Origin of the sequence: Haematobacter massiliensis (assembly GCF_000740795.1) — a bacterium.
In the GTDB taxonomy this organism is placed as follows: Bacteria; Pseudomonadota; Alphaproteobacteria; order Rhodobacterales; family Rhodobacteraceae; genus Haematobacter; species Haematobacter massiliensis.
Map to the genome: position 1 here is coordinate 1 of NZ_JGYG01000014.1, position 26,729 is coordinate 26,729.

Consider the following 26,729-nt stretch of genomic DNA (forward strand, 5'->3'; position numbering starts at 1 on the left):
GAAATCAGCGCCTTACTTGGGAAATGTGGGAGGAAACGTAATCGCGCTGCGAGAATAGCGAACGCCCCGCCAATCCATGTGCAGCGCTCCGGCACAGTTGATCCATAGAGCTTTACGGCCCCGCCTGATCCAGTCGCCCGCCGACCCGCACCATGGCTTGGCGCACTGCCTTGCCGGTTGCGTCGTCCGTTTCCACGAACAGGCCGCAGAGCGTGGCCGGGCCGCTGCCCGGTTCAAACCGCCCGCTCGCCATGCCGGTGATAAAGCGGCGGAGCGGCTCCATCTTGTTCATGCCGATGACGCTGTCGTAGTCGCCGCACATGCCCGCGTCCGATTGGAATGCCGTACCGCCCGGCAGGATCTGGGCATCCGCTGTCGGCACATGGGTATGTGTCCCCACAACGACAGAGGTGCGCCCGTCGCACCAGTGGCCCATGGCCATCTTTTCGCTCGTCGCCTCGCAATGCACGTCAAGCAGGATGGCCGTGGCCGCAGCGCCGAGCGGATGGGCCTTCAACACCGATTCCACAGCGGAGAACGGGTCGTCGAACGGGCGCTTCATGAACACCTGCCCCAGCACCTGCGCCACGAGGATGCGCCGCCCGTCCGGAAGCGGGAACAACCGGAAGCCGCGCCCCGGCGCGATCTTGGAGTAGTTCAACGGGCGGATGATCCGCGGCTCCTGCTCGATGTAGGACATCATGTCCTTCTGGTCGAACGCATGATCGCCCAGCGTGAGGCAATCCGCGCCCGCTGCCAGCAGCGCCTTGGCATGATCGGGCGAAAGCCCCGCCCCGCCTGTCGCGTTTTCGCCATTCACCACGACGAAATCGAGTTTCCATTCCGCCCTGAGCCCGGCTAGCCGCTCCGCAATGGCGGTGCGGCCCGTCCGGCCCACGACATCCCCGAGAAAGAGTATCCGCATGATCTGTCCCTAGACCCGCGCGAGGCGAAGGGCAAGGTTCAGAGTGACCTGAGCCCGAGCGGCGTTTCAAACCAGGCCATCATACCGGGTGCGCCGGGCTGAACCGTGACCCGCGCGTCCGCGAGGAAGGGGGCCAGCGCCGCTGTCAACGCCGGCGCGTCGGGATGGCGCAGCTCCAGCCGCACGAGCTCTATCCCCGTATCCCCCAGACGCTGCACGGGATGGGCCACCCCCTGCCATTCGATCAGCGCCGGAAAGATGCCATCGAATGGCAGCTCTCCATTCTCCGACAGGCTGAAGCGCCAGGCGAGATCACCCCGGGTCAGATCCTGCGGCACGCCGGTGCCCGGGGGCGCATGGCGCAGCGCCGCCGTCAGATCCGGTACCGCCAACACCCAGTTGGTCAGCCGCGCAGGCCCGGTGAACCCGTCCAGCCCGAACCAGCGCGGACGGCAGGGCGGCGTCAGATGGGGCGCGGCGGAGATGACCTCCAGATAGGCCTCGCCTGCGCCCAGCAGCCGGTTGTGGGTGGCCATCAGCGGATGCTCCCCGCCACCGCCGGGAGCGACGCCAAGGTTCGCTTCCACGAATGCCGCTCCGTCCTCCAGCGTCGCGGCGGAGACGACGAGATGATCTATGACAGCCACCTATTCCGCCGCCTCGCTTTGCCGCGATGCCCGGATGAGATCGAGGATGTTCTTCGCCGCATCGGGAATGTTGGTGCCGGGGCCGAAGATGGCCTTCACGCCGTTGTCGTAGAGATACTGGTAGTCCTGCTGGGGAATGACCCCGCCGCAGACGACGATGATGTCGCCCGCGCCATGCGCCTTCAGCGCCTCCACCAGCTTTGGCGCCAGCGTCTTGTGCCCCGCCGCCTGGGACGAGATGCCAACCACATGCACGTCGTTGTCGATGGCGTCCTGCGCCGCCTCCTCCGGCGTCTGGAAGAGCGGGCCGACATCCACGTCGAAACCGATATCGGCAAAGGCGGTGGCGATGACCTTGGCGCCGCGGTCGTGCCCGTCCTGCCCCATCTTTACCACCAGCATCCGCGGGCGGCGGCCATCCTCTTCCGCAAAGGCTTCCACGTCGCGCTGGATCGCGGCGAAGCCCTCATCGCCCTCATAGGCCGCCCCATAGACGCCGGCGAGCGTCTTCACTTCTGCCCGATGACGGCCAAACACCTTCTCCATCGCCATGCTGATCTCTCCCACGCTGGCCCGCGCACGCGCGGCTTCCACCGCCGCTTCGAGCAGGTTCCCCCCCTCCGTCGCGCGGCGCGCAACCTCGGCAAGAGCGGCCTCGCAGGCGGCCTCGTTCCGGGTCGCGCGGATACGCTCCAGCCGGGCGATCTGTGACTCGCGAACCTTCTGATTGTCGATGTCGAGAATTTCGATCGGATCCTGCTGGGCGAGGCGATACTTGTTCACCCCGACGATCACGTCCTCTCCCCGGTCGATGAGCGCCTGCCGCCGCGCCGCGGTTTCCTCGATGCGGAGCTTGGGCATCCCGGTGGCGACGGCTTTCGTCATGCCGCCCATGGCCTCCACCTCCTCGATCAGCGCCCAGGCCTTGTCGGCCAGGTCCGCGGTGAGGCTTTCGACGTAATAGGAGCCAGCCAGGGGATCGACGACATGGGTGATGCCGGTTTCTTCCTGCAATATCAGCTGCGTGTTGCGCGCAATGCGTGCCGAGAATTCGGTCGGCAGAGCAATGGCCTCATCCAGCGCGTTGGTGTGAAGCGATTGTGTGCCCCCCAGCGCCGCCGCCAAGGCCTCATAGGCGGTGCGGATGACGTTGTTGTAGGGGTCCTGCTCCTGCAACGACACGCCGGAGGTCTGGCAGTGCGTCCGCAGCATCAGGGAGCCCGGCTTCTTCGGCTCGAATTCCTGCATGATCCGGGTCCAGAGCAACCGCGCGGCGCGCAGCTTCGCCGCCTCCATGAAGAAGTTCATGCCGATGGCGAAGAAGAACGACAGCCTTCCTGCGAAGTCATCGACGTTCATGCCAGCGGCAATGGCCGCGCGGACATATTCCCGCCCGTCCGCCAGCGTGAAGGCGAGTTCCTGCACGAGGTTCGCCCCGGCTTCCTGCATGTGGTAGCCGGAGATGGAGATGGAGTTGAACTTCGGCATCTCCTTCGATGTATATTCGATGATATCCGCGATGATCCGCATCGAGGGTTCGGGCGGATAGATATAGGTGTTGCGGACCATGAACTCCTTCAGGATGTCGTTCTGGATGGTCCCCGAGAGCACGGCACGGTCATGCCCCTGCTCCTCCCCCGTGACGATGAAGTTGGCAAGGATAGGGATCACCGCGCCGTTCATCGTCATCGACACGGAAACCTTGTCGAGCGGGATGCCGTCGAACAGGATCTTCATGTCCTCGACGCTGTCGATGGCCACGCCCGCCTTGCCGACATCGCCCACCACGCGCGGATGATCGCTGTCATAGCCGCGGTGGGTGGCAAGATCGAAGGCCACCGACACGCCCTGCTGCCCGGCGGCGAGCGCCTTGCGGTAGAAAGCGTTCGATTCCTCCGCCGTGGAGAAGCCCGCATATTGCCGGATCGTCCATGGCCGGCCGGCATACATCGTCGCCCGCACCCCCCGCGTGTAGGGAGCGATCCCGGGCAGGCTGCCCATATGGGGGAGGCTGGCCGTGTCCTCCTCCGTATAGAGAGGCTTCACGGGAATGCCTTCCAGCGTCTGCCATGTCAGCGTATCGGGATCACGCCCCTTCAGCTCCTTCGTGGCCAACCCGCGCCATGCATCCATCTTCTCGGTCATCTTTCTCCCTCCGCGCGGAGGCTGCGGCACAGGGCCGCAACCGCGATCAGCGCGCTTTTAGCTGTGAATTGCACGTAGGCCTGCCTATATCTTGCGCGACTGGAGGCCCCATGAACCGCATCGCGACCGTTGTCCTTGCCGCATTGCTCGCGACCCCCCTGCTGGCGGGCACGCTGATGGCGGAGACGCTGACGGCGCCGGTTCTCAGCACCGAACACCGCGCGCTGGCGGCCGGCACCGGGGCGGATCCGCTCCCCGCCGAAGGGGTGAAGCTTTCGGAGTTCGCCTGGACCCATCGCCCGCTGGTGATCTTCGCGGACAGTCCCAACGACCCCGCCTATCTCCAGCAGCGGCAGATGCTGCTCTCCAGCCCGGAGATCCTCGCGGACCGGGAGATCGTCGTTATCGTGGACAGCGACCCGGACCAGCGGTCCGACCTGCGGACGCGCCTGCGCCCGCGCGGTTTCTCCCTTGTCCTGCTTGACAAGAACGGTTCCGTCCTCCTCACCCGCCCGCTGCCCCGCACGGTGCGGGAGATCGCGGCGGCGGTGGACAAGACACCCCTCCGCCGTCAGGAGTTGCAGGAGCGCCGGAGCGCTCCGCGGAGCCAGTAGCGCGCTCACTCGAACTCCATGATGATATCATCCACGGCCAGGCTGGCGCCGGGTTCCGCTGCAATGTGCTTCACGACAGCCTTCTTCTCCGCGCGCAGGATATTCTCCATCTTCATCGCCTCTACCACGGCGAGTGCCTGGCCTTCCTGCACCTCCTGCCCCTCTTCCACGAAGATGCGGACGATAAGGCCCGGCATCGGGCAGAGCAGGAATTTCGACGTGTCGGGCGGCAGTTTCTCAGGCATCAGCCGAGCGAGCTCAGCCTGCCGCGGGCTGCGAACATGGACAATCATGTCCGCCCCCTGGAAGCGGATGCGGAAGCCGGAAGTCGCATACCCCATCTTCAGCGTCAGCGGCTCTTCGTCGATCGTCACATGGGCGAGCGTTTGCCCCGGCCGCCAGTCGGAGATGACGCGATGCTCCGCGCCATCCTCGAAGGTCACGGTGGCGCCGTCGCGATCCGCCTCGACATCAACGTTCAGGTCTTCGCCCTGCAGCGACACGACCCAGCTGTCGCCGACCTTGCGCTCGTGGTTGTCCATCCGCCCGGAGATGCGGGAGCGGCGGATTTCCGTCACGCGGAACATCGCGGCCGCTGCTGCCGCCACCTTCCGCGCGAGCGGCTCCGGCAGCGTCACGCCCTGAAATCCCTCGGGATATTCCTCCGCAATGAAAGCCGTGGTGATGTTGCCACTGCGGAAACGCGGATGCGCCATCACGGCGGACAGGAACGGCAGGTTGTGACCGATCCCCTCCACCTCGAAGGCGTCGAGCGCCTTCTCCATCGCATTGATCGCAGCCTCCCGATCGGGTGCCCAGGTGCAGAGCTTGGCGATCATCGGGTCATAATACATGGAGATCTCGCCGCCCTCATAGACGCCGGTATCGTTCCTTATGATGGGAAGCTTCTGCTCTGCCAGATAGTCGTCGAGGAACTGGAGGTTGAGACCGCCCTCCTCCACGCCGATCCGGCCCTCCTTCGGCGGCCGATAGCGGGTCAGACGTCCGATGGAGGGAAGGAAGTTGCGGTAGGGATCCTCGGCATAGAGGCGACTTTCGATGGCCCAGCCGTTGATCTTCAGATCTTCTTGCGCGAAGGGCAGCGGCTCCCCGTCAGCCACGCGGATCATCTGCTCCACGAGGTCGATGCCGGTGATGAGCTCGGTAACGGGATGCTCCACCTGCAGACGGGTGTTCATTTCCAGGAAGTAGAAATTCCGCTCGGCATCCACGATGAACTCCACCGTGCCTGCCGAAGTATAGCCGACCGCCTTGGCCAGCGCGACGGCCTGCTCCCCCATGGCCTTGCGGGTTTCCGGGTCGAGGAAGGGCGAGGGTGCCTCCTCGATCACCTTCTGGTTCCGGCGCTGGATGGAGCATTCGCGTTCATGCAGGTAGACGCAATTGCCGTGCTTGTCGGCCAGAACCTGAATCTCGATATGGCGGGGCTGGGTCACGAACTTCTCGATGAAGATCCGATCGTCCCCGAAGGAGTTTGCAGCCTCGTTCTTCGACGACTCGAAGCCTTCGCGCGCCTCTTCCGCATTCCAGGCGATCCGCATCCCCTTGCCGCCGCCGCCGGCGGAAGCCTTGATCATCACCGGGAAACCGACTTCCCCGGCGATGCGCACCGCTTCATCCGCGTCGGCGATCAGCCCCATGTAACCCGGCACGGTGGAGACGCCCGCCTCCTGCGCGAGCTTCTTGGAGGTGATCTTGTCGCCCATCGCCTCGATGGCGGAAGACGGCGGGCCGATGAAGACCACCCCCTCCTTCTCCAGCGCCTCGGCGAACTTGCGGTTCTCCGACAGGAAGCCGTAGCCCGGATGCACGGCCTCTGCGCCGGTCTGGCGGATGGCGTCCATGATCTTGTCGATCACGATGTAGGACTGGTTGGCAGGCGGCGGGCCGATATGCACCGCCTCGTCCGCCATCTTCACATGCAGCGCGTTGCGGTCAGCGTCGGAATAGACGGCGACCGTCTTGATCCCCATCTTCCGCGCCGTCTTGATGACGCGACAGGCGATCTCTCCCCGGTTCGCGATCAGGATTTTCTTGAACATTCTCCGTCCCTTCCGTCACATCCCTCAGGCGAGCCGCGGCGAAAGGCCGGACTGCCCTGACATTCCTCACATGCCGGGATCCCGCCTGAAAGGCCGACCCGCTCCGGGGGGATGCGGGTCGGCAAGTCAGGAAAGGTTGACGGTCTGGATGGACCGGAGCGGCAACCCGCCCGCGATCAACATGCCTTCTCCGTCACCCGGCGCAATGGCCTTTGGCATGCAGGCATCCGCAATGCGCGGGAGTCCGCCTGCCCCTTTTCAACCCTCATCCTCCTCATCGCCCCAATCGTCCCATTCCTCCTGGGCAGGGGCTTCCGGCTCCGCGAAAACCTGCGGGAAGGCGCGGCGCGCCTTCACCGGATCGATGCGCAGCAAGGCCTCATAGCTTTCCGGATCAAACGGATCTTCGGCCGGGAACACCTCCTGCATGAACAGCCAGGACAGCCGCCCCGCATCGAGATTCCCGCGCTCGAACGGCTCCTCCCCGAACTGTTGCCAGAGGGCCGCCATGAAGGCTTCGTCCACCGCGCGATCGACCTTCCTTCGGTCGGCATAGCGCTTGCGGGAGATGAGTTTCGTCGCGCCCTCCTTGTTGGCGCGGCGAACGGTAAACTGAAAATCGGTACCGGGGTATCGACCCGGAAATCCGCGGTGTTTGAGCATCAGAACGCCTCCCAGATGCAGTGGCCGTTCTCGATCCGGTAGGCCTCGAAGAACTGGACGACGCCGGGATCGGCGTCACCAAAGGCAATAGCGCGATCCGCGACGGAGATCACCACCTGCACGGGCAATTCACCGATGTCAGACATATGCGGCAGCGCGAAGCCTTCGCAGAGGGCGCGCATGTCTTGCTCCATATCCTGCTCCCCCATGCGGCTGGCCACGAAGCGGAAGCGGAAGGTCAGCCCCTCCGGCCCCTCGGTGTCGCTGAGCATCTCCTGAAAGGTCACGGCAGTGCCGGAGGGAACGCGGATCGCCTCCGCCCCTCCCATCGCCGGCAGTGCCATGAGACCCGTCATGAGAGCGCCCATCCGATCCCCGCGTCAGAGCGGGATGTTGTCGTGCTTCTTCCACGGATTGGCGAGCTTCTTGCCCCGCAGGCTGGCAAAGGCACGCGCCACGCGGCGACGGGTGGAGCGCGGCTGGATCACCTCGTCGATGAAGCCCTTCTCTGCCGCAACGAAGGGATTGGCGAACCGCTCCTCATACTCCGCCGTGCGCGCCGCGATCTTCTCCGGGTCGCCAAGCTCCGAGCGATACAGGATCTCCACCGCGCCCTTGGCCCCCATCACCGCGATCTGCGCCGTCGGCCAGGCATAGTTGAAGTCGCCGCGCAGATGCTTTGACGCCATCACGTCATAGGCGCCGCCATAGGCCTTGCGGGTGATGACGGTCACCTTCGGCACCGTCGCCTCGCCATAGGCGAAGAGCAGCTTCGCCCCATGCTTGATGACGCCGCCGTATTCCTGACTTGTCCCCGGCAGGAAGCCCGGCACGTCAACCAGTGTCAGGATCGGGATCTCGAAGGCATCGCAGAAGCGCACGAAGCGGGCCGCCTTGCGCGAACTGTCGATATCCAGGCAGCCCGCGAGCACCATCGGCTGGTTCGCGACGACACCTACAGTCGCGCCCTCCAGCCGGATGAAGCCGATCAGGATATTCTTCGCGTAATCCGCCTGCACCTCAAAGAAATCGCCCTCGTCCGCGATTTTGAGGATCAGTTCCTTCATGTCGTAGGGCTGGTTGGGATTGTCCGGGATGAGCGTGTCGAGGCTCGACTCCACCCGGGCGGGATCATCGAAGAACGGGCGGACGGGAGGTTTCTCCCGGTTGTTCAGCGGCAGGAAATCGAAGAGCCGCCGGATTTCGATCAGGGCCTCCACATCGTTCGCGAACGCGCCATCGGCGACGGACGATTTGCGGGTATGCGTACCAGCACCGCCCAGTTCTTCCGCTGTCACCACCTCGTTCGTCACCGTCTTGACCACGTCGGGGCCGGTCACGAACATGTAGGAGGAATCGCGGACCATGTAGATGAAGTCGGTCATCGCTGGCGAATAGACCGCGCCCCCCGCGCAAGGCCCCATGATGACGGAGATCTGCGGCACCACACCGGAGGCCAGCACGTTCTTCTGGAACACGTCGGCATAGCCGGCGAGCGAGGCCACGCCCTCCTGAATCCGCGCGCCACCGGAATCGTTCAGACCGATGACCGGCGCACCGTTCTGCATCGCCATGTCCATGATCTTGCAGATCTTCTGGGCATGGGTTTCGGAGAGCGAGCCACCGAACACCGTGAAGTCCTGGCTGAACACATAGACCATACGGCCATTGATCGTGCCCCAGCCCGTGACGACCCCGTCGCCGGCGGGCCGCGACTCCTCCATGCCGAAATCTGTCGAGCGGTGCTTGACGAACATGTCGAACTCTTCGAACGACCCCGCGTCGAGCAGGATGTCCAGCCGCTCACGAGCGGTGAGTTTGCCCTTGGCATGCTGCGCGGCAATGCGCTTCTCGCCCCCGCCCAGCCGTGCCTCCGCCCGGCGCTCCTCCAGCGCTTCGAGAATGTCCTTCATCTTCCCCTCCGGCTTTTCCGGCACCCTAAGCAGGGGAGGGACGGCAGGAAAGACCTTTCAAGGATATTTGCAAATAAGATCGCAGCTTATAAATGCAAATTGCAAACTCAGCTAACCCCCAACAATCGTAATAGCGACATCATATGTCGCTATTCTTCCACCATGCCGTTTTTGGAATGGACGCAGGGACGGAGTGCATCTAGCAGCCGGATATGACCGCGACATTCCCTCCCCCACGCAGCACGACGCGTTTCCTTGATCGGAGATCACCGCCCCATATCGGCACGCTGATCTTCATGGCAGCGCTGCCCGCTCTCACGACCAATATCTTCCTGCCCTCGCTGCCGACGATGGCGCGACATTTCAACACCGATTACCATGTCGTGCAGCTTGGCGTGTCGCTGTTTCTGGTGGCCAATGCGGTCCTGCAACTGGCGATCGGCCCGATCTCAGACAGGTTCGGCAGACGGCCGGTGCTGCTCGCCTCCGTCGCGGGGTATCTGGTTGCGACGCTCGGGGTCATGCTCGCGCCAACGGTAGAGCTGTTCCTCGCGTTCCGCATGTTGCAGGCGGTGATCGTGGCGGGAATGGTGCTCTCCCGCGCGATCATCCGGGACACCCATCCGCCCGAACGATCGGCCGCGATGATCGGCTACGTCACGCTTGGAATGTCCATTGCCCCGATGATCGGGCCAACGCTGGGAGGGCTTCTCGACCAGACCTTCGGATGGCGGGCGAGCTTCACGCTCCTCCTCATCGCGGGCGGAGCGCTCCTTGCCCTCGCCTGGGCCGATCTGGGAGAGACGGCGCCGCTTCGGAGCCATGGCGGTTTCCGGCAGCAGTTCCGCGCCTATCCCGCCCTCCTGTCCTCCCGCCGCTTCTGGGGGTTTTGTCTGGCCGCGACCTTTTCCTCCGGGGTGTGGTTCGCCTATGTCGGCGGCGCCCCCCTCGTCGCGAGCGACCTTTACGGGCTTACGCCCATGCAGCTCGGTATCGGATTCATCTGTCCCGCCGTCGGTTATGCCCTGGGCAACTTCCTGTCGGGCCGGCTGTCGCTGCGCTTCGGGATCGAGCGGATGGTGCTCTTCGGCAATATCGTCTGCATGCTGTTCGCGATGGTACTTCTCGTGCTGGAGATGTTCGGCCTGCTGAGCGTGACGCTCTTCTTCGGAATCGTCGCGGGGATCGGTGTCGGGAACGGCCTGACCATGCCCAATGCGATGGCGGGCATGCTGTCTGTGCGGCCAGAACTGGCCGGCTCCGCCTCCGGGTTGGGCGGCGCGGTGACACTGGGGGGAGGCGCGGCCTGCGCAGCCCTTGCCGCGTTCCTTCTGGGAGCCGGGGAGAACGGAGCCATACCGCTGCTGCTGTTCATGGCGGTGATCGGCCTCCTGGGCCTCCTTCCCCTGCTCTGGCTTCGCCGCTAGGGCTTGCGACCCCCTTTGCAAAGCTTATGGTGGCGTTTGCAAAGAGGAGACCGCCATGGCGATGCAAAAGCTCTATGCCGGGGTGAAGCTGCGTGAGACACGCACCCGTCTCGGCCTCACGCAGAAGGTCTTTGCAGAGAAACTCGGCGTCTCCCTTCCCTATCTGAACCAGATGGAGAACAACCACCGGCCGGTCTCCACCGGGGTGGTGCTGTCGCTGGCGCAGGAATTCGGGCTGGACGTCACGGAGCTCTCCACCGGCGAGGGCGAGCGGATCGTTTCCGACATGCGGGAGGCGCTGGCGGACCCGGTTTTCAGCGAGTCGACGCCGCCGCTGGGCGATCTTCGTCTTGCCGCCTCCAACGCTCCGGTTCTGGCGCGGGCCTTTCTGGACCTGCACCGCGCCTATCGGCAAAGTCAGGAGCGCCTCGCCTCGCTGGAGGATGTCCTCGGGCGAGAGGGAAGTGCACTCCGCCTGTCGCCCTGGGAGGAGGTCCGCGACTTCTTCCACTACTGCGACAACTACATCGACGCGGTGGACCGTGCAGCCGAACGCCTCACTCACGGAACGGATGGCAGACGGCGCGATCCGCACACCGCCGCGGAGGAGATGTTCGCGAGCCTCGGCTACCGCGTGGAAATGACCGAGACGCCCGTCCTGCGCAGCGCTGACCCGGAGCGGCGGGTCATCACACTCTCCACCACCGCCCCGCCCGCGACACGCACGTTTCAGCTTCTCCATCAGCTCGCCCTGCTGACCCAGCGACCGCTGCTGGAGGCGACGCTCGACCTCGCGCGGTTCCAGACGGAGGAGGCCCGCGCGCTGGCCCGCACGGGAATGGCCAATTACTTCGCAGGCGCGGCGCTTCTGCCCTACCGCGCCTTCCTTTCGGCAGCGCGTCAGACCCGGCATGACCTTGAAAGACTGGCGGACCGCTTCGGCGCGTCGATCGAACAGGTCGCGCACAGGCTTTCCACACTGCAAAGACCGGGAGAGAAGGGCGTGCCCTTCTTCTTCGTCCGCGTCGATCAGGCGGGCACGATCACCAAGCGCCACTCCGCCACGCGGTTGCAGTTCGCCCGCTACGGCGGCTCCTGCCCGTTATGGAATGTCCATCAGGCGTTCGAGACGCCGGGCCGCTTCCTCCGACAGCTGATGGAGACGCCGGACGGGGTGCGCTATCTGTCCATCGCGCGGGACATCTCCAAACCGGCAGGCTCCTTCGGGGCGCCGGTCCGCCGTTATGCCATCGCGCTTGGCTGCGAGATCGGCCATGCGGAGAGCATCGTCTATGCCGACGACCTGAACGTCTCGCGGCAGAAATCCTATGAGGTTGTGGGCATTTCCTGCCGGATCTGCGAGCGGCGCAACTGCCATCAGCGATCCGTGCCGCCTCTGGAGCGTCGCTTGCGCATCGATCCGGACCATCGCGGCACCCTGCCGTACGAGATCGGCGGCTGACCGGGGAAGGCAGAGCTTGCACCACCCCGGTCAACAAAGCGTCACCCGGCGGGCGTCACGCAGCGGCTGGCCGCATCATCCCAGACCTGACCGGTCACGCAGTTCTGGGCCGAGACATGTTTCGCCCCGCAGGCCGCGGCGGCGATCCCCGGCCCCAGCGCCGCGATAAGCGCAAGGGCAGTGGCAGGAAGCAGTTTCGTCTTCATCTCCGTCTCCCTTTCGTGGTGGAAGAGGCAAGGGTCCGGCCAAAGGTGATTCGTTGCAATATGCAATCGTCCCATGGCCGGAAGGCGTCACGCCTCTCCGAACACCCGGCGGAAGATCGTGTCCACGTGTTTGGTATGATAGCCGAGGTCGAATTTCTCCTCGATTTCGGCAGGCGAGAGGGCGGCGGTCACCTCCGGATCGGAGAGCAGCTCCGTCTTGAAATCCGCGCCCTGCTCCCAGACCTTCATCGCGTTCCGCTGAACGAGGCGATAGGCGTCCTCCCGGCTCACACCCGCCTGCGTCAAGGCCAGGAGCACCCGCTGCGACATGACCAGCCCTTTGAACTTGTTCATGTTCTTGAGCATGTTCTCCGGGTAGACCACGAGCTTTTCAATGACACCGGCGAGCCGATTCAGGGCGAAGTCCAGCGTCACCGTCGCATCCGGCGCAATGCCCCGCTCCACGGAGGAGTGGGAGATGTCGCGCTCATGCCAGAGCGCCACGTTCTCCATGGCAGGCGTCACGGCAGACCGCACCAGCCGCGCCAGACCCGTCAGGTTCTCGGTGAGAACGGGGTTGCGCTTGTGCGGCATGGCGGAGGAGCCTTTCTGCCCGGGGGAGAAATATTCCTCGGCCTCCAGCACCTCGGTGCGCTGCATATGCCGAATTTCGATGGCGATATTCTCCATCGACGAGGCGATCACACCCAGCGTGGCAAAGAACATCGCATGCCGGTCGCGAGGGATGACCTGCGTGGAGATCGGTTCGGGCTTCAGCCCCATCTTCTCGCAGACATATTCCTCCACTCGCGGGTCGATATTGGCGAAGGTGCCGACCGCGCCTGAGATGGCGCCAGTCCGCACTTCCTCGCGTGCGGCCACCAGCCGCTCCCGGCCCCGCGCCATCTCCGCGTAGAAGCGCGCGAAGGTCAGGCCCATCGTGGTCGGTTCGGCGTGGATGCCATGGCTGCGTCCGATCCGCACCATGTCCTTTGTCTCGAAGGCGCGTTTCTTCAGCGCGGCCAGCACCTTGTCCATATCGGCCAGCAGGATGTCCGCCGCGCGGACGAGCTGCACGTTCAGCGTCGTGTCCAGCACGTCCGAGGAGGTCATGCCCTGATGCACGAACCGCGCCTGCTCCGCGCCGATATGTTCGGCCAGATGGGTGAGAAAGGCGATGACGTCATGCTTGGTGACCGCCTCGATCTCGTCGATCCGGGCCACGTCGAATTCCACGTCCTTGGCTTTCCAGACCGCTTCCGCGTTTTCCTTCGGGATCACGCCGATCTCCGCCTGGGCGTCGGAGGCATAGGCCTCGATCTCGTACCAGATGCGGAATTTCGTCTCCGGCGACCAGATGGACACCATTTCGGGGCGGGAATAGCGGGGGATCATGGCGGCTCCTCGGGCAGCTTGAAAATGGCTCGGATCGGAACGGGGGCGCCGCGCGTCGGGCACGGCTGACCGGGGCCGTTTAGGCCCTGACGGCCGCTTCGGCAAGCGCCGCCTCTGCGAATGCCGCTTTGAGACGCCGCGATCCTGCGCCAATATGGCGCGCCAGGCTCCCGTCCGGAGCCTCCAGCCTTCAGCCAGGTTCGCTTCTCCCCATGACCGACACCCCTTCCCTGCCCCCCGTTTTCCACGATGCCCTGCCCATCGCCGCATGGATGGACGAGAAGACCCGCCGCCTTCCCGGCATCCAGCCCCTCGCGCCCGGCGACTGGCTCCGGGTGGACGAGGCATTTGCCGGGCAGATGGCGCTCCGTGACAGGCTCATCACCACGCGGCGGGACGAGGTTCTCGCGCTGGAGGACAACACCCGACCGGCAGCGGAGGAGTTGCTGGAGCGCGTGCTGGCGGAGATCACGGCCCATCCGCGCTTCACAGTCGAGGCAGGGGTGGTTCGCCGCCCTGACGGTGTTGAGGTGACGATCGACCGGCGTGATCCGCTCGCCACCGCGGGGCGGCTCGTGCAATGCGATCTCTGCCTGCTCGACAATCCGGGCGGTGGGGAACATGTGCTGCTGGGCGCGGTGCTCTGCTTTCCGGCAAGCTGGACGCTGCGGGAGAAGTTCGGGCGCGGGCTGCTCTCCATCCACGAGCCGGTGCCTCGCTATGACACGGATGTGGCCAAGCGGGTGCAGCGGCTGTTCGACGCCGTGCGGCCGGAACAGCCGCTCTGGCGGGTGAACGCGCTCTCCTACGGATCGGCGCTTCTGCACCATCCCCGCCCTGAATATGCCCCCCGCTCGGCCCCGGGGCCGGAGAGCTATGTGCGCGCGGAACGGCAATGTATTCTCCGCCTCCCGGTGACGCGGGCGGTGGTCTTTTCGATCCACACCTATCTGCTGCCGCGCGAGCGTCTGTCGGAGGAACAGGAGGCCGGGCTGACGGCGCATCCGTTCCACCGCTTTTCAGCCTGACGCGCCGGCAGCATTAACGATTTGTAAACCGCTTCCGGGCAAGGTCGGGCCGTGACCAGCAGGAAGGTTTCCCGATGACGGCCCGCGCCTATACCGTCGCTTTCGAAGGGGTGGAGGCACGGATCGTGGAGGTGCAATGCGCCCTTTCCGCCGGGTTGCCCGCCTTCTCCATCGTCGGGCTTCCCGACAAGGCGGTGTCGGAGGCAAGGGAGCGTGTACGCGCGGCGCTGGCGGCGATGTCCATCGCCCTGCCCAGCCGCCGCATCACCATCAACCTCTCCCCCGCCGACCTGCCGAAGATCGGTTCGCATTTCGACCTGCCCATCGCCATTGCCCTGCTGGCCGCGCTCGAGATCGTGCCTCGGGATGCGGTGGAGGGCGCGGTATTCATCGGCGAGCTGTCGCTTGACGGCCGATTGCAGGCGGTAAGCGGCGCGCTGCCGGCGGCCATGGCGGCTGCGGCCGAAAACCTCGGCCTCGTCTGCCCCAGGGATTGCGGGCGCGAGGCAGCATGGGTGGAGGCGGCGCAGGTGATCGCCCCCCGCTCGCTTCTGGAACTGGTCCGGCATTATACCGGGCAGCAGCCCCTCCCCCCCGCCGAACCCGGTGAAGTCGCCGCCGCGGCAGCCACCCGCGATCTGGCCGATGTCAAGGGACAGGAACGGGCGAAGCGGGCGCTGGAGATCGCTGCGGCGGGGCGCCATCACCTCCTGCTCATCGGCTCTCCCGGATCGGGGAAGTCCATGCTGGCCGCGAGGCTTCCGGCCCTGATGCCGCCGCTTTCTCCCGCGGAGGCACTGGAAACCTCCATGATACACTCGCTCTCCGGCCTGATCCGGGAGGGCGGGCTGTCCAGAAGTCGCCCCTTCCGGGAGCCGCATCACACCGCCTCCATGGCCGCGATCGTGGGTGGCGGGCGTACTGCCGCGCCAGGAGAGGTCTCGCTCGCCCACAACGGCGTGCTGTTTCTGGATGAATTCCCCGAGTTTCCCCGCGCCGTGCTGGAGACGCTCCGCCAGCCGCTGGAAACGGGGGAAATCGTCGTCTCCCGTGCCAATGCCCATAGCCGCTACCCCTGTCGTTTTCTGCTGGTCGCCGCCGCGAACCCCTGTCGATGCGGCTTCCTTGCGGAACCCGCGCGGGCCTGCGCCAAGGCCCCCGATTGTGGAGCAGACTATCTCTCCCGCATATCCGGCCCGCTGATGGACAGGTTCGACCTTCGGGTCGATGTCCCGCCGGTGGCCTATGCCGACCTCGACCGACCCGAAACGGGCGAAGGCTCCGCCCCGGTGGCCGCGCGTGTGACAGCGGCACGGGCACTCCAGAGCCAGCGCTACGAAGGGAAACCAGGCATCCGTTCGAACGCCGATGCGGAGGGCCGACTGCTCGAGGAGATCGCGACGCCAGACATCTTTGGCAAGGCGCTTCTCAACCGCGTGGCGGAGCGGTTCGGCCTTTCCGCGCGCGGCTATCACCGCGTACTGCGTGTGGCCCGCACCATCGCCGATCTCGCGGGTTCGGACATCGTGCGAGAGGCGCATGTGGCGGAAGCGGTCAGCTACCGCCTCAACCTTGACACCGCCGAAACCAGTTCGTCCCGCAAGGAGGCTTAGGAGGCTTAGGAGGCTTAGGAGGCTTAGGAGGCTTAGGAGGCTTAGGAGGCTTAGGAGGCTTAGGAGGCTTAGGAGGCTTAGGAGGCTTAGGAGGCTTAGGAGGCTTAGGAGGCTTAGGAGGCTTAGGAGGCTTAGGAGGCTTAGGAGGCTTAGGAGGCTTAGGAGGCTTAGGAGGCTTAGGAGGCTTAGGAGGCTTAGGAGGCTTAGGAGGCTTAGGAGGCTTAGGAGGCTTAGGAGGCTTAGGAGGCTTAGGAGGCTTAGGAGGCTTAGGAGGCTTAGGAGGCTTAGGAGGCTTAGGAGGCTTAGGAGGCTTAGGAGGCTTAGGAGGCTTAGGAGGCTTAGGAGGCTTAGGAGGCTTAGGAGGCTTAGGAGGCTTAGGAGGCTTAGGAGGCTTAGGAGGCTTAGGAGGCTTAGGAGGCTTAGGAGGCTTAGGAGGCTTAGGAGGCTTAGGAGGCTTAGGAGGCTTAGGAGGCTTAGGAAAAGGACTTGTCGTTCCGAGTAAAGCAGAAATGTCTGAAATCTGACGCAATCAGGAGATATAAGGAATACGCGTCATTTTCCGTCGAGCGCTCGGCTTGCAGAGCTGGGGAGGCGCGACAAACTTGCAGCAGCCTTGCGGGGGTTCGGCGCGGCCGAGCCGTGACGGAGCCGGAGGCGCTTGGTCCACCGGGGCAGGCAACGCCTTTAGCCAGCCGCTCCACGAACCGCTCGTCCATGCCCGAACAAGCCCGCATCAGCTCACAAACGGGGCACAGACGGTGCCGACGACACCCGAAGCACCGCCTGCGCCAGTTCATCGGAAGCGCGCGGCTTCCCATCGGTCAGTTCGCCAGCCTCTCCTTGATCTCCTTGCACAGCACAGCAATCTCCTGCGCGGCGAGGCTGCTTCGTGCGGCTTCCAGCGCCGAAAGGCCCTGCCCGAGAGTTTCGGCATAAACCACCCGGTTACCGAGCGTCGCGCCTGCCAGATCGGCGTTCAGGGATCGGGCCGCTTCGGCCACTTCACTCGCGAGGCGCGTTCCGGGCTTTGTCCGGTTCAGCACCAGCACCGCCGTGCGCTTCACCCGCTCCGCCAGATCGAGCACCCCTTCGGTCGCCCAGAGATCGACATGCGAGGAGGCCACCGGCACGAGCACCAGATCCGCCTCCCGCAGGGCGGGGCGAAGGTCGGAGTCCACTTTGGGAGGCGTATCTATGATGACGTAATCCGCCATCCTGCGCAGCTTGTCGCATTCATAGGACACGCCCCAGGCGGAGGCCGTGGAGAATTCCAGCCCCGTATTCCCCAGCCGCTCCCGCCGGGTCATGAACCAGCGGCCAAGGCTGCCCTGCGGATCCGTGTCGATCAGCGCCACCGAATTGCCTTCCGCCGCCAGCGCGACGGCAAGGTTGGCCGCGATAGTGGTCTTGCCACTCCCGCCTTTCTGCTGCGCAACGGTGATGATCCTGCCAGTCATGCCTGTCCCCTTCAGCCCCTGGTCCAGCCTACCGACCATGCCGCAGCGCGGAAAGGAAAACTTGCGAAATGCCGGGGTTCAGCGCAGTCGCGGCGGCTTCGCCGGATCCATGCCGGGTGGAAGCGACGCCGTTTCCACCCGCACGGGGGCGGCTTCCGGAAGATCGAAGCGCAGGCCCACACGGGCAAGTCGCGCCGCGATCGGATCGGAGAGGTCGAAGAAGGCCACGTCGAGCGCGCCTGCCTCTATCCCCGAAAAGGCCAGCGCCTCGTGCGTCGCACGAACCAGCGCCTGTGTTGCCCCCGGTGCGGCTGCCATGAAGGCCAGCATGTGGCTCGGCCGCCCATCCGCGTAGCGCACACCGACGAGATAGGCGGAACGTGCAAGCCCGGCAGCGAGCGCCAGCTTGGTATCCAGCGCCGCGACGAAGCTCTCCGGCAGGCCACGCGGCGGCAGGATCTCCTCCGGTCGGGCCTCCAGTTCCTCCGCCTCGCGATCCAGCGTTTCCGCGAGCCAGCGAACCGCATCAACCGGCATCAGAAAGCCGGAGGCGGCACCAAGGTTCAGCGCCAGACCCAGACCCTCCCCCGCCAACATCCCAGCGACCACCCGTCCCGGCAGGGCGACATAAGGGGCAACCCCCTCTGCAAAGGCCGCCAACCGGTCCTCCCGATCGAAGGCCGCAATCATCGCGCCGTCTTCAAGCGGGAAGATACGGGGACGGACGGTATCGTCCTCCGTTTCCTCCTCCAGCAGCAGGTAAAGCTCCGAATCGGCCACCCGCTCATAGAAGGAGAGCCGAAGCGCCTCGTCCTCCGGATGGGCCTCCATCGCCTCATGCGCCAGATCGATCGCCGTCTTCTGCATCGCCGCTCCTTCAGCCTTCATCCAGCACTTCCCGCACGCGCGCCCTGAGCACGGGAAGCAGCTCCGCCGCGAACCAGGGGTTCCGTTTCAGCCATCCGGTATTGCGCCAGGAGGGATGAGGCAAGGGGAAGAAGCGCGGCGCATGGGAGCGCCAGCCGGCCACGGTCTCCGTAACCCCACCCTTTGCGCCCAGATGCCAGCGATGGGCGTGGCCTCCGACCGGCAGGAGGAGCGGCATCTCGCCCAGCGCCTCCGTCACCTGACCGTGCCATGTAGCCGCGCAACGCGGCGGTGGCGGGAGATCGCCGCCCTTGGCGTCATAGCCGGGAAAGCAGAATGCCATCGGAACCACCGCAACACGTGTAAGATCGTAGAATTCGTCCTCCGACATGCCCAGCCATTCCCTAAGCCGTCTGCCGGATGCGTCCCAGAACGGCCGTCCGGCCTCATGCACGCGCAGGCCCGGCGCCTGACCGGCGATGAGGATTCGTGCACCCGGACGGAACCAGACCACCGGACGTGGCTTGTGGGCCGTCGCGGTGCGTGCGAAATCCGGCGCGCACAACCGGCAGGATTCGATCCCCCGGACAAGCTCCGGCGCGGTTTCAGGTGGCAATATGGACATGCGATACTAGGTAGGCATCGGGATGCGCGGTGACAATCGCTGCGTTTACCGGATGGTAGGACGTTCATGACATACCGCGCGTGACGGCGCGATAAGCCGCGAATGAAGACAAGAATAGACAGGTGACACTCTGGCTGCACGAAAATGTTGCATCCGGAGGATACACAGGCCACCATACCCCTGTTTGGACAGGTGATTTTAGGAATGAGTATTCGGGTAAGACGGTTTCGCACCCGCTCCGGCGAAGCGCTGGGACCGCTGGCGCCGCCGGTGACCGGGAGCATTGCGGCGATTGCTGCGGAGCGTGTCATGATGCAGGCACAGTTGCCCCTGGCCGGCGCGGTGGCGGATGTCCCACAGATGGGGCTTGCCGCCGAGGAGAAACGGGACGAGCGGATTGCCGCCGTGGGTTCCGTCGGCGTGGACTGGCGCTCCGCGTGATCTTACCTATTTTGGCGTCAACAGAATTCAGCGTTACGGAGACGCCGGAGTGACAACGTTTCGTATTGGAGAGGTGGAGGTCGGCAACGACCTTCCCATGGTGCTCATCGGTGGTCCCTGCCAGCTGGAGACCGCCGATCATGCCCAGATGATCGCGGGCCGGCTGAAGGAGATCTGCGAAGGTCTGGGCATCGGGTTGATCTTCAAGTCGAGCTTCGACAAGGCGAACCGCTCCTCCCTTACCGGCAGGCGGGGCGTCGGGATGGAGACCGGACTGAACATCCTGGCGGGCGTGAAGCAGATCTTCGGCCTCCCGGTGCTCACCGATGTTCATGAGAGCTGGCAGTGCGAGGACGTGGCTGCGGTGGTGGATGTCATCCAGATCCCCGCCTTCCTCAGCCGCCAGACCGATCTGCTGCTTGCCGCAGGACGGACGGGGACGGCCGTTAACATCAAGAAGGGGCAGTTCCTTGCCCCCTGGGACATGCCGAACGTCGCCGAAAAGGTCGCCTCCACCGGTAACGACCGTATCCTGCTGACGGAACGGGGCACCACTTTCGGTTACAATACATTGGTGACGGATATGCGATCTCTCCCCCAGATGGTGCGGACGGGATATCCGGTCATCATGGATGCCACCCACTCCATCCAGCAGCCGGGCGGCCTCGGCACCGCTTCCGGCGGCCAGCGCGAATTTGCCCCCGTCATGGCGCGGGCGGCGATCTCGCTCGGCATCGCGGGCGTGTTCATTGAGACGCACCAGGACCCCGACAACGCGCCATCCGACGGTCCGAACATGATCCGGCTTGATCGCATGCCCGCGCTTCTGGAAAGTCTCAAGGCATTCGATATGCTTGCCAAAGCCGACCCGATCCGCATCTGATCCCCCCAAACGAGAGTTCCGTATGAAACCCTTGCCCGTCTCCAAGCCCAACACGTGGGAATTCCTGCGCGATCCGATGATCGCCCCCACCGGATTCCGCGAATATGACGCGCGGTGGAAGTATCCGCAGGAAATCAACCTGCCCGGCATGACGGCGCTGGGTCTGGGCCTTGGCACGCAGATGTGGAAACGCGGGATCGAGCCGGTGATCGCCGTCGGCAACGACTATCGCGATTATTCTCTGGCCATCAAGAACGCGCTGATCCTCGGCCTCATGCAGGCGGGCATCCATGTAAAGGATATCGGCCCCGCGCTGTCCCCCATGGCCTATTTCAGCCAGTTCTATCTGGATGCGCCCGCAGTGGCGATGGTCACGGCCTCTCACAACCCGAACGGCTGGACCGGTGTGAAGATGGGCTTTGAACGCCCCCTCACCCACGGGCCGGACGAAATGGCGGAGCTGAAGAACATCGTCCTGAACGGTGAGGGCGAGGCCCGCGAGGGTGGCAGGTACGAATTCGTCGATGGCGTGAAGGAAGCGTATCTGGACGATCTCGTCGGTGACTTCCGTATCTCCCGTCCGCTGAAGATCGTCTGCGCCACCGGCAACGGCACCGCCTCCGCCTTTGCGCCCGAAGTGCTCAAGCGCATGGGGGTTGAGGTCGTGCCGTTGCACAATGAGCTCGACTACACCTTCCCGAACTACAACCCGAACCCCGAAGACATGGAGATGCTCCATGACATGGCCCATGCCGTGACGGCGTCGGGCGCGGACATGGCGCTCGGCTTCGACGGCGACGGGGACCGCTGCGGTGTCGTGGATGACGAGGGCGACGAGATCTTCGCCGACAAGGTGGGCGTCATCATGGCGCGCGATCTGGTGAAGCTCTATCCCGGTGCGACCTTCGTGGCCGATGTGAAATCCACGGGCCTCTTTGCCTCCGACCCGGACCTGATCGCGGCGGGCGCCAAGGCCGATTACTGGAAGACCGGCCACAGCTACATGAAGCGTCGGGTCAAGGAACTGGGTGCCCTCGCCGGGTTCGAGAAGTCGGGCCACTACTTCCTCGCCGAACCGATCGGTCGTGGCTACGATGACGGGATGCGCGTCGCGGTGGAGATCTGCAAGCTCATGGACCGCAATCCGGGCGCCAAGTTCTCCGACCTGAAGAAGGCGCTGCCCAAGACCTTCTCGTCGCCCACGATGTCTCCCGCCTGCCCGGATACCGAGAAGTATCAGGTGCTGGGCCGGATCGTGGAAAAGCTGGTCAAGCGCGGGGAGGAAGGCGGCTCCCTCGGCGGTGTGAAGATCAAGGAAGTGGTGACCGTGAACGGTGCTCGCGTCATCCTTGAAAACGGCGGCTGGGGGCTTGTGCGGGCATCCTCGAACACCCCGAATCTCGTGGTCGTGGTGGAAAGCCCGGAAAGCGATGAACAGCTCCGCGCGATCTTCAAGGATCTGGACAGCGTGATCCGCACCGAACCCTCGGTCGGTGACTACGACCAGACGATCTGATTGGCAGGGGGCCGGCTGCCCGGCCCCTTTACCTACCCGCGGATCACACGCAGCGCAGCTCCGCGCAGCGCCATGACCACGCCAAGGATCAGCGCATTCGCGACCAGACCCGTCGCAAAGGCCGCCATAAAGGGCTGGCCCTGATGGAGCGTCATCGGGATCAGCGCCGCGACGAAGGCAATCCCGGCAAGCGATGGGACAAGCACGCCCGTGGTCGCCCGCGTGTTGGAAATAGTGAATGTCAGCGCAATGAGCAGCCCGATCCGAAACGGATCGGCAAGCTGGCTCATGAACAAGTTCAGCAAATTCAAGTCATCCTCCCCAAAAGTCTCCCGAGGGGGATACTGCACGCTCGCCTCTCAAAAAGAAACTTAAAACGGGGCTTTGCGATTTCCGTTCAAAGCACACCGTTTCCGCGCATCAGGCGGTCTGCGGTCTGCGGTCTGCGGTCTGCGGTCTGCGGTCTGCGGTCTGCGGTCTGCGGTCTGCGGTCTGCGGTCTGCGGTCTGCGGTCTGCGGTCTGCGGTCTGCGGTCTGCGGTCTGCGGTCTGCGGTCTGCGGTCTGCGGTCTGCGGTCTGCGGTCTGCGGTCTGCGGTCTGCGGTCTGCGGTCTGCGGTCTGCGGTCTGCGGTCTGCGGTCTGCGGTCTGCGGTCTGCGGTCTGCGGTCTGCGGTCTGCGGTCTGCGGTCTGCGGTCTGCGGTCTGCGGTCTGCGGTCTGCGGTCTGCGGTCTGCGGTCTGCGGTCTGCGGTCTGCGGTCTGCGGTCTGCGGTCTGCGGTCTGCGGTCTGCGGTCTGCGGTCTGCGGTCTGCGGTCTGCGGAGAGCACACTCTCCTCCGCTGAAAAGTACAATCCGTAATCCCGGTACGAGGCCCATTATTGCGCGGTGCCTGTTAGCCGGACCTTGCGGATACGTCCACGATCGCGCCCGAACTGGCCGAGAGGCGTCGGTCGATGGCCTGACCTTTCAAGCTCAAACGGGGGATGACGTTCGTCTCAGGCATTCCGCTCACCACGGCTGACGTATGTCATGGGCAGGGCGCGCTTGTCGTCGGCGGGGGCAGCCTCCTGGCCCGCAAGAAACTCCTGGCCCGCAAGAAAATCGTCATGCCCTGCTCCCCCGGCAAAACGTGAGTGACAGCGATATCTTTCACCATCGGTGCCCGAAGCCCGCTGCCGGGACTCCAAGGCCGCAAGAACCGAGCCGGGATCAACCGCTCCGCTTCCTGACAGAGCCTAACAGGCCAGAAGGCCGCGAAGCAGCGCCCGCTCGCGATCCCCCTATGCGAGCAGGGGGCGCAGCGCGGCCTGCACCATGCGCAGAGGGGGCAGGAAGCGCCCCGCCATTTCCACCGCCGGAACCTGCGCCGCCGGGGCGCCGATGTTCAGCGCGGCAATGACCTGTGCCCGATCGTTCAGAACCGGCACGGCTATGGAACACAGGCCGATTTCCAGTTCCTGATCGATCACTGCATAGCCCTGCTGGCGGATATGGGCGAGTTCCTGCATCAGCAGAGCAGGATCGGTGAGCGTATGCACGGTAAAGGCGCGACGGTCGGCGGAATGGATCAGGGCCTCCGCCTGCCTTTCCGGCAGCGCGGCCAGCAGAACACGGCCCATGGACGAACAGAACGCCGGCAGACGGCTCCCCGCCATCAGGTTGATCGACATGATCCGTTGCTGGGCGGCGCGCGCGATGTAGACGATCTCCGCTCCATCCAGCACGGAGACGGAGGAGCTTTGACCGACCTCCATCGACAGCTTGTCGAGCCGCGGCTGGATCACCGTGGCGAGCGGCAGCCCCTGCAACCACGCTTGGCCGAGCCGCGCGATCTTGGGGGTGAGCGCGAAGAACTTGCCGTCATGCTCGGCATAACCGAGCTTGACGAGCGTCAGCAGACAGCGCCGCGCCGTTGCCCTGTCCAGCTCGGCCCGCTCCGCCACGTCGGTAATGGTGAGCCGCGGCACCCCGGCGAAGGTTTCGATGACCCGCAGGCCCTTTGCAAAACCGCCCATCAGGTCGCGTGCATCGGTCATTTCCGGCCCTCAAATGCGATAATCGAACAAATATCGCATAGCGCACAAAGCTGTTGCTGTCGAGGAAAGCTGGGCATAGGGTCGCGCGCGACGGCCGGCCCGGACCCGTTCCGACCCCGAAGCGCGCGGCCCGCAGGAAGGAGACCCGCATGGACAAGACACTCCCGAGCACGGCGGACGCCGTGGCGGAGATCGGTGACGGCGCGACGTTGATGATCGGCGGTTTCGGCGGATCCGGCGCACCGCTGGAACTGATGGCGGCGCTGATCGCCCGCTTCAAGGAAACCGGCAGCCCGAAGAACCTGACAATCGTCAACAACAACGCCGGAAATGGCCGCGTCGGTATCGCCGCGATGATCGACCTTGGCATGGTCGCCAAGATGATCTGCTCCTTCCCGAAATCCAGCGATCCCCGCGCCTTCACGGAGCGCTACCTGGCCGGTGAGATCGAACTCGAACTGGTGCCGCAGGGAACGCTGGCCGAGCGGATCCGGGCGGGCGGCGCGGGCATTCCCGCCTTCTACACGCCCACCGGCTACGGGACCGAACTTGCCGAAGGCAAGAAGATCGAGGAATTCGACGGTCGCCCCTATGTGCAGGAGCGGTGGCTGAAGGCCGATTTCGCCCTCATCAAGGCCCGGGATGCCGACAGGCTGGGCAACCTGACCTACAACATGGCCGCCCGGAACTTCTCCCCCATCATGTGCACCGCCGCGGCCACGACGATCGTACAGGCCAGCCATATCGTGGAGCCGGGGAGCATCGACCCGGAGAACGTGATCACGCCCGGCATCTTCGTGGACCGCATCGTCCACGTCGCCGAACCCGAGCAGGAAGAGGTGCTCATCCGCGCAGGAGTTTCCCAGGAATGACCGTGAACGTTCGCGACGACATCAAGCTTTCCAATGCCCAGATCGCCTGGCGCGCGGCGCAGGACATCCGGGACGGCGCCTATGTGAACCTCGGCATCGGCTTCCCTGAGATGGTGGCGCGCTACCAGCCGCCCGGCCGCAAGGTGATCTTCCATACCGAGAACGGCATTCTCGATTTTGGTGCCGCCCCGCCCGAAGGGCAGGAGGACTGGGATCTCATCAACGCCGGCAAGAAGGCGATCACGCTCAATCCGGGCGCGTCCTTCTTCCATCATGCCGACAGCTTCGCCATGGTACGCGGTGGCCATCTGGACGTGGCGATCCTCGGCGCACTTCAGGTGGCGCAGAACGGCGACCTCGCCAACTGGCGGGTGGGCGACAAGGGCGTTCCCGCCGTTGGTGGCGCGATGGACCTTGTCCACGGCGCGAAGCAGGTCTGTGTCATCACCGAACACGTGACCAAGAAAGGCGAGCCGAAGCTGGTGGAGAGCTGCACCTTCCCGCTGACCGGCGTGGCCTGCATCACCCGCGTTTACACCAGCCATGCGGTGGTGGACATCAGGGATGGCCATTTCATCCTGCGGGAGAAGCTGGCCGCGATGACCTTGGATGAACTGCAAGCGATGACCGGCGCCAGGCTGGTGATCGACGGGCCGGTCGGCGATCTGACCGTTCCGGCACTGTGAGGAGGACAGAATGACCGAAGCCTATATCTGCGACTATATCCGCACCCCCATCGGCCGTTTCGGCGGGGCGCTTTCCTCGGTCCGCGCCGACGATCTGGGCGCGATCCCGATGAAGGCGCTGATGGACCGTAACGCGGGCATCGACTGGGAAGCCATTGACGACGTGATCTACGGCTCCGCCAACCAGGCGGGCGAGGACAACCGCAACGTGGCGCGCATGTCCCTGCTGCTGGCGGGCCTGCCGGTCGCCGTGCCGGGAACCACGATCAACCGGCTGTGCGGGTCCGGCATGGATGCCGTCATCATGGCGGCGCGCAGCATCAAGGCGGGCGAAGCCGAGATCATGATCGCAGGCGGCGTCGAGTCGATGTCCCGCGCCCCCTTCGTGATGCCGAAGGCGGACACGGCCTTTTCCCGCAATGCCGAGATCTATGACACGACCATCGGCTGGCGCTTCGTCAACCCGCTGATGAAGGCGCAATATGGCGTCGATTCCATGCCGGAGACCGGCGAAAACGTGGCCGAGGATTTCCATATCAACCGCGAAGACCAGGACGCCTTCGCCCTCCGCTCCCAGGCCAAGGCCGCCGCAGCACAGGAAAATGGCCGGCTGGCCAAGGAAATCACCCCGGTGACCATTCCCCAGCGCAAGGGCGACCCGAAGGTGGTCGACAAGGACGAGCATCCCCGCGCCACCACGATGGAGGCGCTGGCCAAGCTCGGCACGCCGTTCCGCAAGGGCGGCACGGTGACGGCCGGCAATGCTTCCGGCGTGAATGACGGCGCCGCAGCGCTCATCATCGCTTCCGAAGCGGCGGTGAAGAAATATGGGCTGACACCCATCGCGCGCGTTCTGGGCGGTGCCGTCGCGGGCGTTCCGCCGCGGATCATGGGCATCGGCCCGGCACCCGCATCCAAGAAGCTGATGGCGCGGCTTGGCCTGACGGAGAAGGACTTCGACGTCATCGAGCTGAACGAAGCCTTCGCGAGCCAGGGCCTTGCCACGCTCCGCGATCTGGGCATCGCGGATGACGATCAGCGCGTGAACCGCAACGGCGGGGCCATCGCGCTCGGCCACCCGCTCGGCATGTCGGGCGCACGGATCACCGGCAGCGCCGCGCTCGAACTGCAGGAGACGGGCGGCAAGCGCTCTCTGTCCACGATGTGCATCGGCGTGGGCCAAGGGATCGCGGTGGCGCTCGAACGCGTCTGACACTGACCAAACACAGCGAAAAGGGGCGGCGG

The 26,729-nt window shown here is 64.9% G+C and carries 26 protein-coding genes; 12 read left to right on the forward strand and 14 right to left on the reverse strand.

Annotation, left to right across the window (positions count from 1 at the left end):
* Positions 1-112: 112 nt before the first annotated feature.
* Genes CN97_RS16275 through scpA form a run of 3 tightly spaced genes read right to left on the reverse strand, consistent with a single transcriptional unit; the run spans position 113 to position 3,717 of the window.
* Positions 113-925 carry a TIGR00282 family metallophosphoesterase gene (locus CN97_RS16275; RefSeq protein WP_035713643.1) on the reverse strand — a complete coding sequence of 271 codons (813 nt, stop codon included), beginning with the start codon at positions 923-925 and terminating at the stop codon, positions 113-115.
* A 38-nt stretch (positions 926-963) separates the two neighbouring features.
* Complete coding sequence (locus CN97_RS16280) at positions 964-1,572, reverse strand: VOC family protein (RefSeq protein ID WP_035713646.1); 609 nt, start codon at positions 1,570-1,572, stop codon at positions 964-966.
* Complete coding sequence (gene scpA / locus CN97_RS16285; protein ID WP_035713648.1) at positions 1,573-3,717, reverse strand: methylmalonyl-CoA mutase; 2,145 nt, start codon at positions 3,715-3,717, stop codon at positions 1,573-1,575.
* Positions 3,718-3,827: 110 nt separating this feature from the next.
* On the opposite strand from scpA, the gene CN97_RS20770 reads away from it, so the two are divergent.
* Complete coding sequence (locus CN97_RS20770; protein WP_035713651.1) at positions 3,828-4,331, forward strand: DUF4174 domain-containing protein; 504 nt, start codon at positions 3,828-3,830, stop codon at positions 4,329-4,331.
* A 5-nt stretch (positions 4,332-4,336) separates the two neighbouring features.
* Here the strand turns inward: CN97_RS20770 and CN97_RS16295 are convergent, their stop codons facing one another.
* From CN97_RS16295 to CN97_RS16310, 4 genes are all read right to left on the reverse strand, one after another.
* A complete protein-coding gene (locus tag CN97_RS16295) occupies positions 4,337-6,394 on the reverse strand; it encodes an acetyl-CoA carboxylase biotin carboxylase subunit (protein ID WP_035713653.1) in 2,058 nt (685 codons plus the stop codon).
* A gap of 258 nt (positions 6,395-6,652) precedes the next feature.
* Complete coding sequence (locus CN97_RS16300; RefSeq protein ID WP_035713656.1) at positions 6,653-7,057, reverse strand: hypothetical protein; 405 nt, start codon at positions 7,055-7,057, stop codon at positions 6,653-6,655.
* Positions 7,057-7,413 carry a DUF6497 family protein gene (locus CN97_RS16305; RefSeq protein WP_051911335.1) on the reverse strand — a complete coding sequence of 119 codons (357 nt, stop codon included), beginning with the start codon at positions 7,411-7,413 and terminating at the stop codon, positions 7,057-7,059. The genes CN97_RS16300 and CN97_RS16305 overlap by 1 nt, the downstream gene beginning before the upstream one ends.
* Positions 7,414-7,437: 24 nt before the next feature.
* Positions 7,438-8,970 (reverse strand): acyl-CoA carboxylase subunit beta, encoded by a 1,533-nt coding sequence (locus CN97_RS16310; protein WP_035713659.1) that lies wholly within the window; start codon positions 8,968-8,970, stop codon positions 7,438-7,440.
* Positions 8,971-9,182: 212 nt separating this feature from the next.
* Here CN97_RS16310 and CN97_RS16315 point away from each other — a divergent pair, with 212 nt between their 5' ends.
* Together CN97_RS16315 and CN97_RS16320 are read left to right on the forward strand one after the other, a co-directional pair.
* Positions 9,183-10,397 (forward strand): multidrug effflux MFS transporter, encoded by a 1,215-nt coding sequence (locus tag CN97_RS16315; protein ID WP_035713661.1) that lies wholly within the window; start codon positions 9,183-9,185, stop codon positions 10,395-10,397.
* 55 nt (positions 10,398-10,452) lie between these two features.
* On the forward strand, positions 10,453-11,859 hold the full coding sequence (locus CN97_RS16320) for a helix-turn-helix domain-containing protein (protein WP_035713664.1): 1,407 nt from the start codon (positions 10,453-10,455) through the stop codon (positions 11,857-11,859).
* 41 nt (positions 11,860-11,900) lie between these two features.
* On the opposite strand, the gene CN97_RS20775 is transcribed toward CN97_RS16320, so the two are convergent.
* Together CN97_RS20775 and purB are read right to left on the reverse strand one after the other, a co-directional pair.
* Positions 11,901-12,065: a hypothetical protein gene (locus CN97_RS20775; protein WP_156961335.1), complete on the reverse strand. Its 165-nt coding sequence runs from the start codon at positions 12,063-12,065 to the stop codon at positions 11,901-11,903.
* Between the two features lie 87 nt (positions 12,066-12,152).
* Positions 12,153-13,460, reverse strand: a complete 1,308-nt coding sequence (gene purB / locus CN97_RS16325; RefSeq protein ID WP_035713667.1) for an adenylosuccinate lyase — start codon at positions 13,458-13,460, stop codon at positions 12,153-12,155.
* Positions 13,461-13,672: 212 nt separating this feature from the next.
* Here purB and CN97_RS16330 point away from each other — a divergent pair, with 212 nt between their 5' ends.
* The 3 genes from CN97_RS16330 (at position 13,673) to CN97_RS21140 (ending at position 16,603) form a co-directional block, all read left to right on the forward strand.
* Positions 13,673-14,488 carry a heme-dependent oxidative N-demethylase family protein gene (locus CN97_RS16330; RefSeq protein ID WP_084684223.1) on the forward strand — a complete coding sequence of 272 codons (816 nt, stop codon included), beginning with the start codon at positions 13,673-13,675 and terminating at the stop codon, positions 14,486-14,488.
* Between the two features lie 74 nt (positions 14,489-14,562).
* On the forward strand, positions 14,563-16,101 hold the full coding sequence (locus CN97_RS16335; protein ID WP_035713670.1) for a YifB family Mg chelatase-like AAA ATPase: 1,539 nt from the start codon (positions 14,563-14,565) through the stop codon (positions 16,099-16,101).
* A complete protein-coding gene (locus CN97_RS21140; protein ID WP_211253708.1) occupies positions 16,061-16,603 on the forward strand; it encodes a hypothetical protein in 543 nt (180 codons plus the stop codon). The genes CN97_RS16335 and CN97_RS21140 overlap by 41 nt, the downstream gene beginning before the upstream one ends.
* A 319-nt stretch (positions 16,604-16,922) precedes the next feature.
* Here the strand turns inward: CN97_RS21140 and parA are convergent, their stop codons facing one another.
* The 3 genes from parA to CN97_RS16350 all read right to left on the reverse strand — a co-directional run bounded on the left by parA (position 16,923) and on the right by CN97_RS16350 (position 19,050).
* Entirely contained in the window at positions 16,923-17,558 is a 636-nt protein-coding gene (gene parA, locus CN97_RS16340) for a ParA family partition ATPase (protein WP_035713781.1), read from the reverse strand.
* Between the two features lie 78 nt (positions 17,559-17,636).
* Positions 17,637-18,425: an SseB family protein gene (locus tag CN97_RS16345; RefSeq protein ID WP_035713783.1), complete on the reverse strand. Its 789-nt coding sequence runs from the start codon at positions 18,423-18,425 to the stop codon at positions 17,637-17,639.
* Between the two features lie 10 nt (positions 18,426-18,435).
* Positions 18,436-19,050 (reverse strand): uracil-DNA glycosylase family protein, encoded by a 615-nt coding sequence (locus CN97_RS16350; protein ID WP_035713672.1) that lies wholly within the window; start codon positions 19,048-19,050, stop codon positions 18,436-18,438.
* A gap of 204 nt (positions 19,051-19,254) precedes the next feature.
* Between CN97_RS16350 and CN97_RS20780 the strand changes: the two genes are divergently transcribed.
* From CN97_RS20780 to CN97_RS16365, 3 genes are read left to right on the forward strand one after another with little or no spacing between them, the layout of a single operon-like run.
* Positions 19,255-19,491 carry a hypothetical protein gene (locus CN97_RS20780; RefSeq protein ID WP_035713675.1) on the forward strand — a complete coding sequence of 79 codons (237 nt, stop codon included), beginning with the start codon at positions 19,255-19,257 and terminating at the stop codon, positions 19,489-19,491.
* 49 nt (positions 19,492-19,540) lie between these two features.
* On the forward strand, positions 19,541-20,374 hold the full coding sequence (gene kdsA / locus CN97_RS16360) for a 3-deoxy-8-phosphooctulonate synthase (protein WP_035713678.1): 834 nt from the start codon (positions 19,541-19,543) through the stop codon (positions 20,372-20,374).
* A gap of 22 nt (positions 20,375-20,396) precedes the next feature.
* On the forward strand, positions 20,397-21,890 hold the full coding sequence (locus CN97_RS16365) for a phosphomannomutase/phosphoglucomutase (protein WP_035713680.1): 1,494 nt from the start codon (positions 20,397-20,399) through the stop codon (positions 21,888-21,890).
* A gap of 32 nt (positions 21,891-21,922) precedes the next feature.
* Here the strand turns inward: CN97_RS16365 and CN97_RS16370 are convergent, their stop codons facing one another.
* A complete protein-coding gene (locus CN97_RS16370; RefSeq protein WP_035713683.1) occupies positions 21,923-22,201 on the reverse strand; it encodes a hypothetical protein in 279 nt (92 codons plus the stop codon).
* Positions 22,202-23,170: 969 nt separating this feature from the next.
* Positions 23,171-23,926 carry an IclR family transcriptional regulator domain-containing protein gene (locus tag CN97_RS16380; RefSeq protein WP_035713686.1) on the reverse strand — a complete coding sequence of 252 codons (756 nt, stop codon included), beginning with the start codon at positions 23,924-23,926 and terminating at the stop codon, positions 23,171-23,173.
* Between the two features lie 149 nt (positions 23,927-24,075).
* On the opposite strand from CN97_RS16380, the gene CN97_RS16385 reads away from it, so the two are divergent.
* The 3 genes from CN97_RS16385 to pcaF are packed head-to-tail and all read left to right on the forward strand — an operon-like array spanning position 24,076 to position 26,697.
* Positions 24,076-24,798 (forward strand): 3-oxoacid CoA-transferase subunit A, encoded by a 723-nt coding sequence (locus CN97_RS16385; RefSeq protein WP_035713689.1) that lies wholly within the window; start codon positions 24,076-24,078, stop codon positions 24,796-24,798.
* A complete protein-coding gene (locus CN97_RS16390; RefSeq protein WP_035713691.1) occupies positions 24,795-25,484 on the forward strand; it encodes a CoA transferase subunit B in 690 nt (229 codons plus the stop codon). Before CN97_RS16385 ends, CN97_RS16390 begins: the two co-directional genes overlap by 4 nt.
* Positions 25,485-25,494: 10 nt before the next feature.
* On the forward strand, positions 25,495-26,697 hold the full coding sequence (pcaF, locus tag CN97_RS16395; RefSeq protein ID WP_035713694.1) for a 3-oxoadipyl-CoA thiolase: 1,203 nt from the start codon (positions 25,495-25,497) through the stop codon (positions 26,695-26,697).
* Positions 26,698-26,729: the final 32 nt, after the last annotated feature.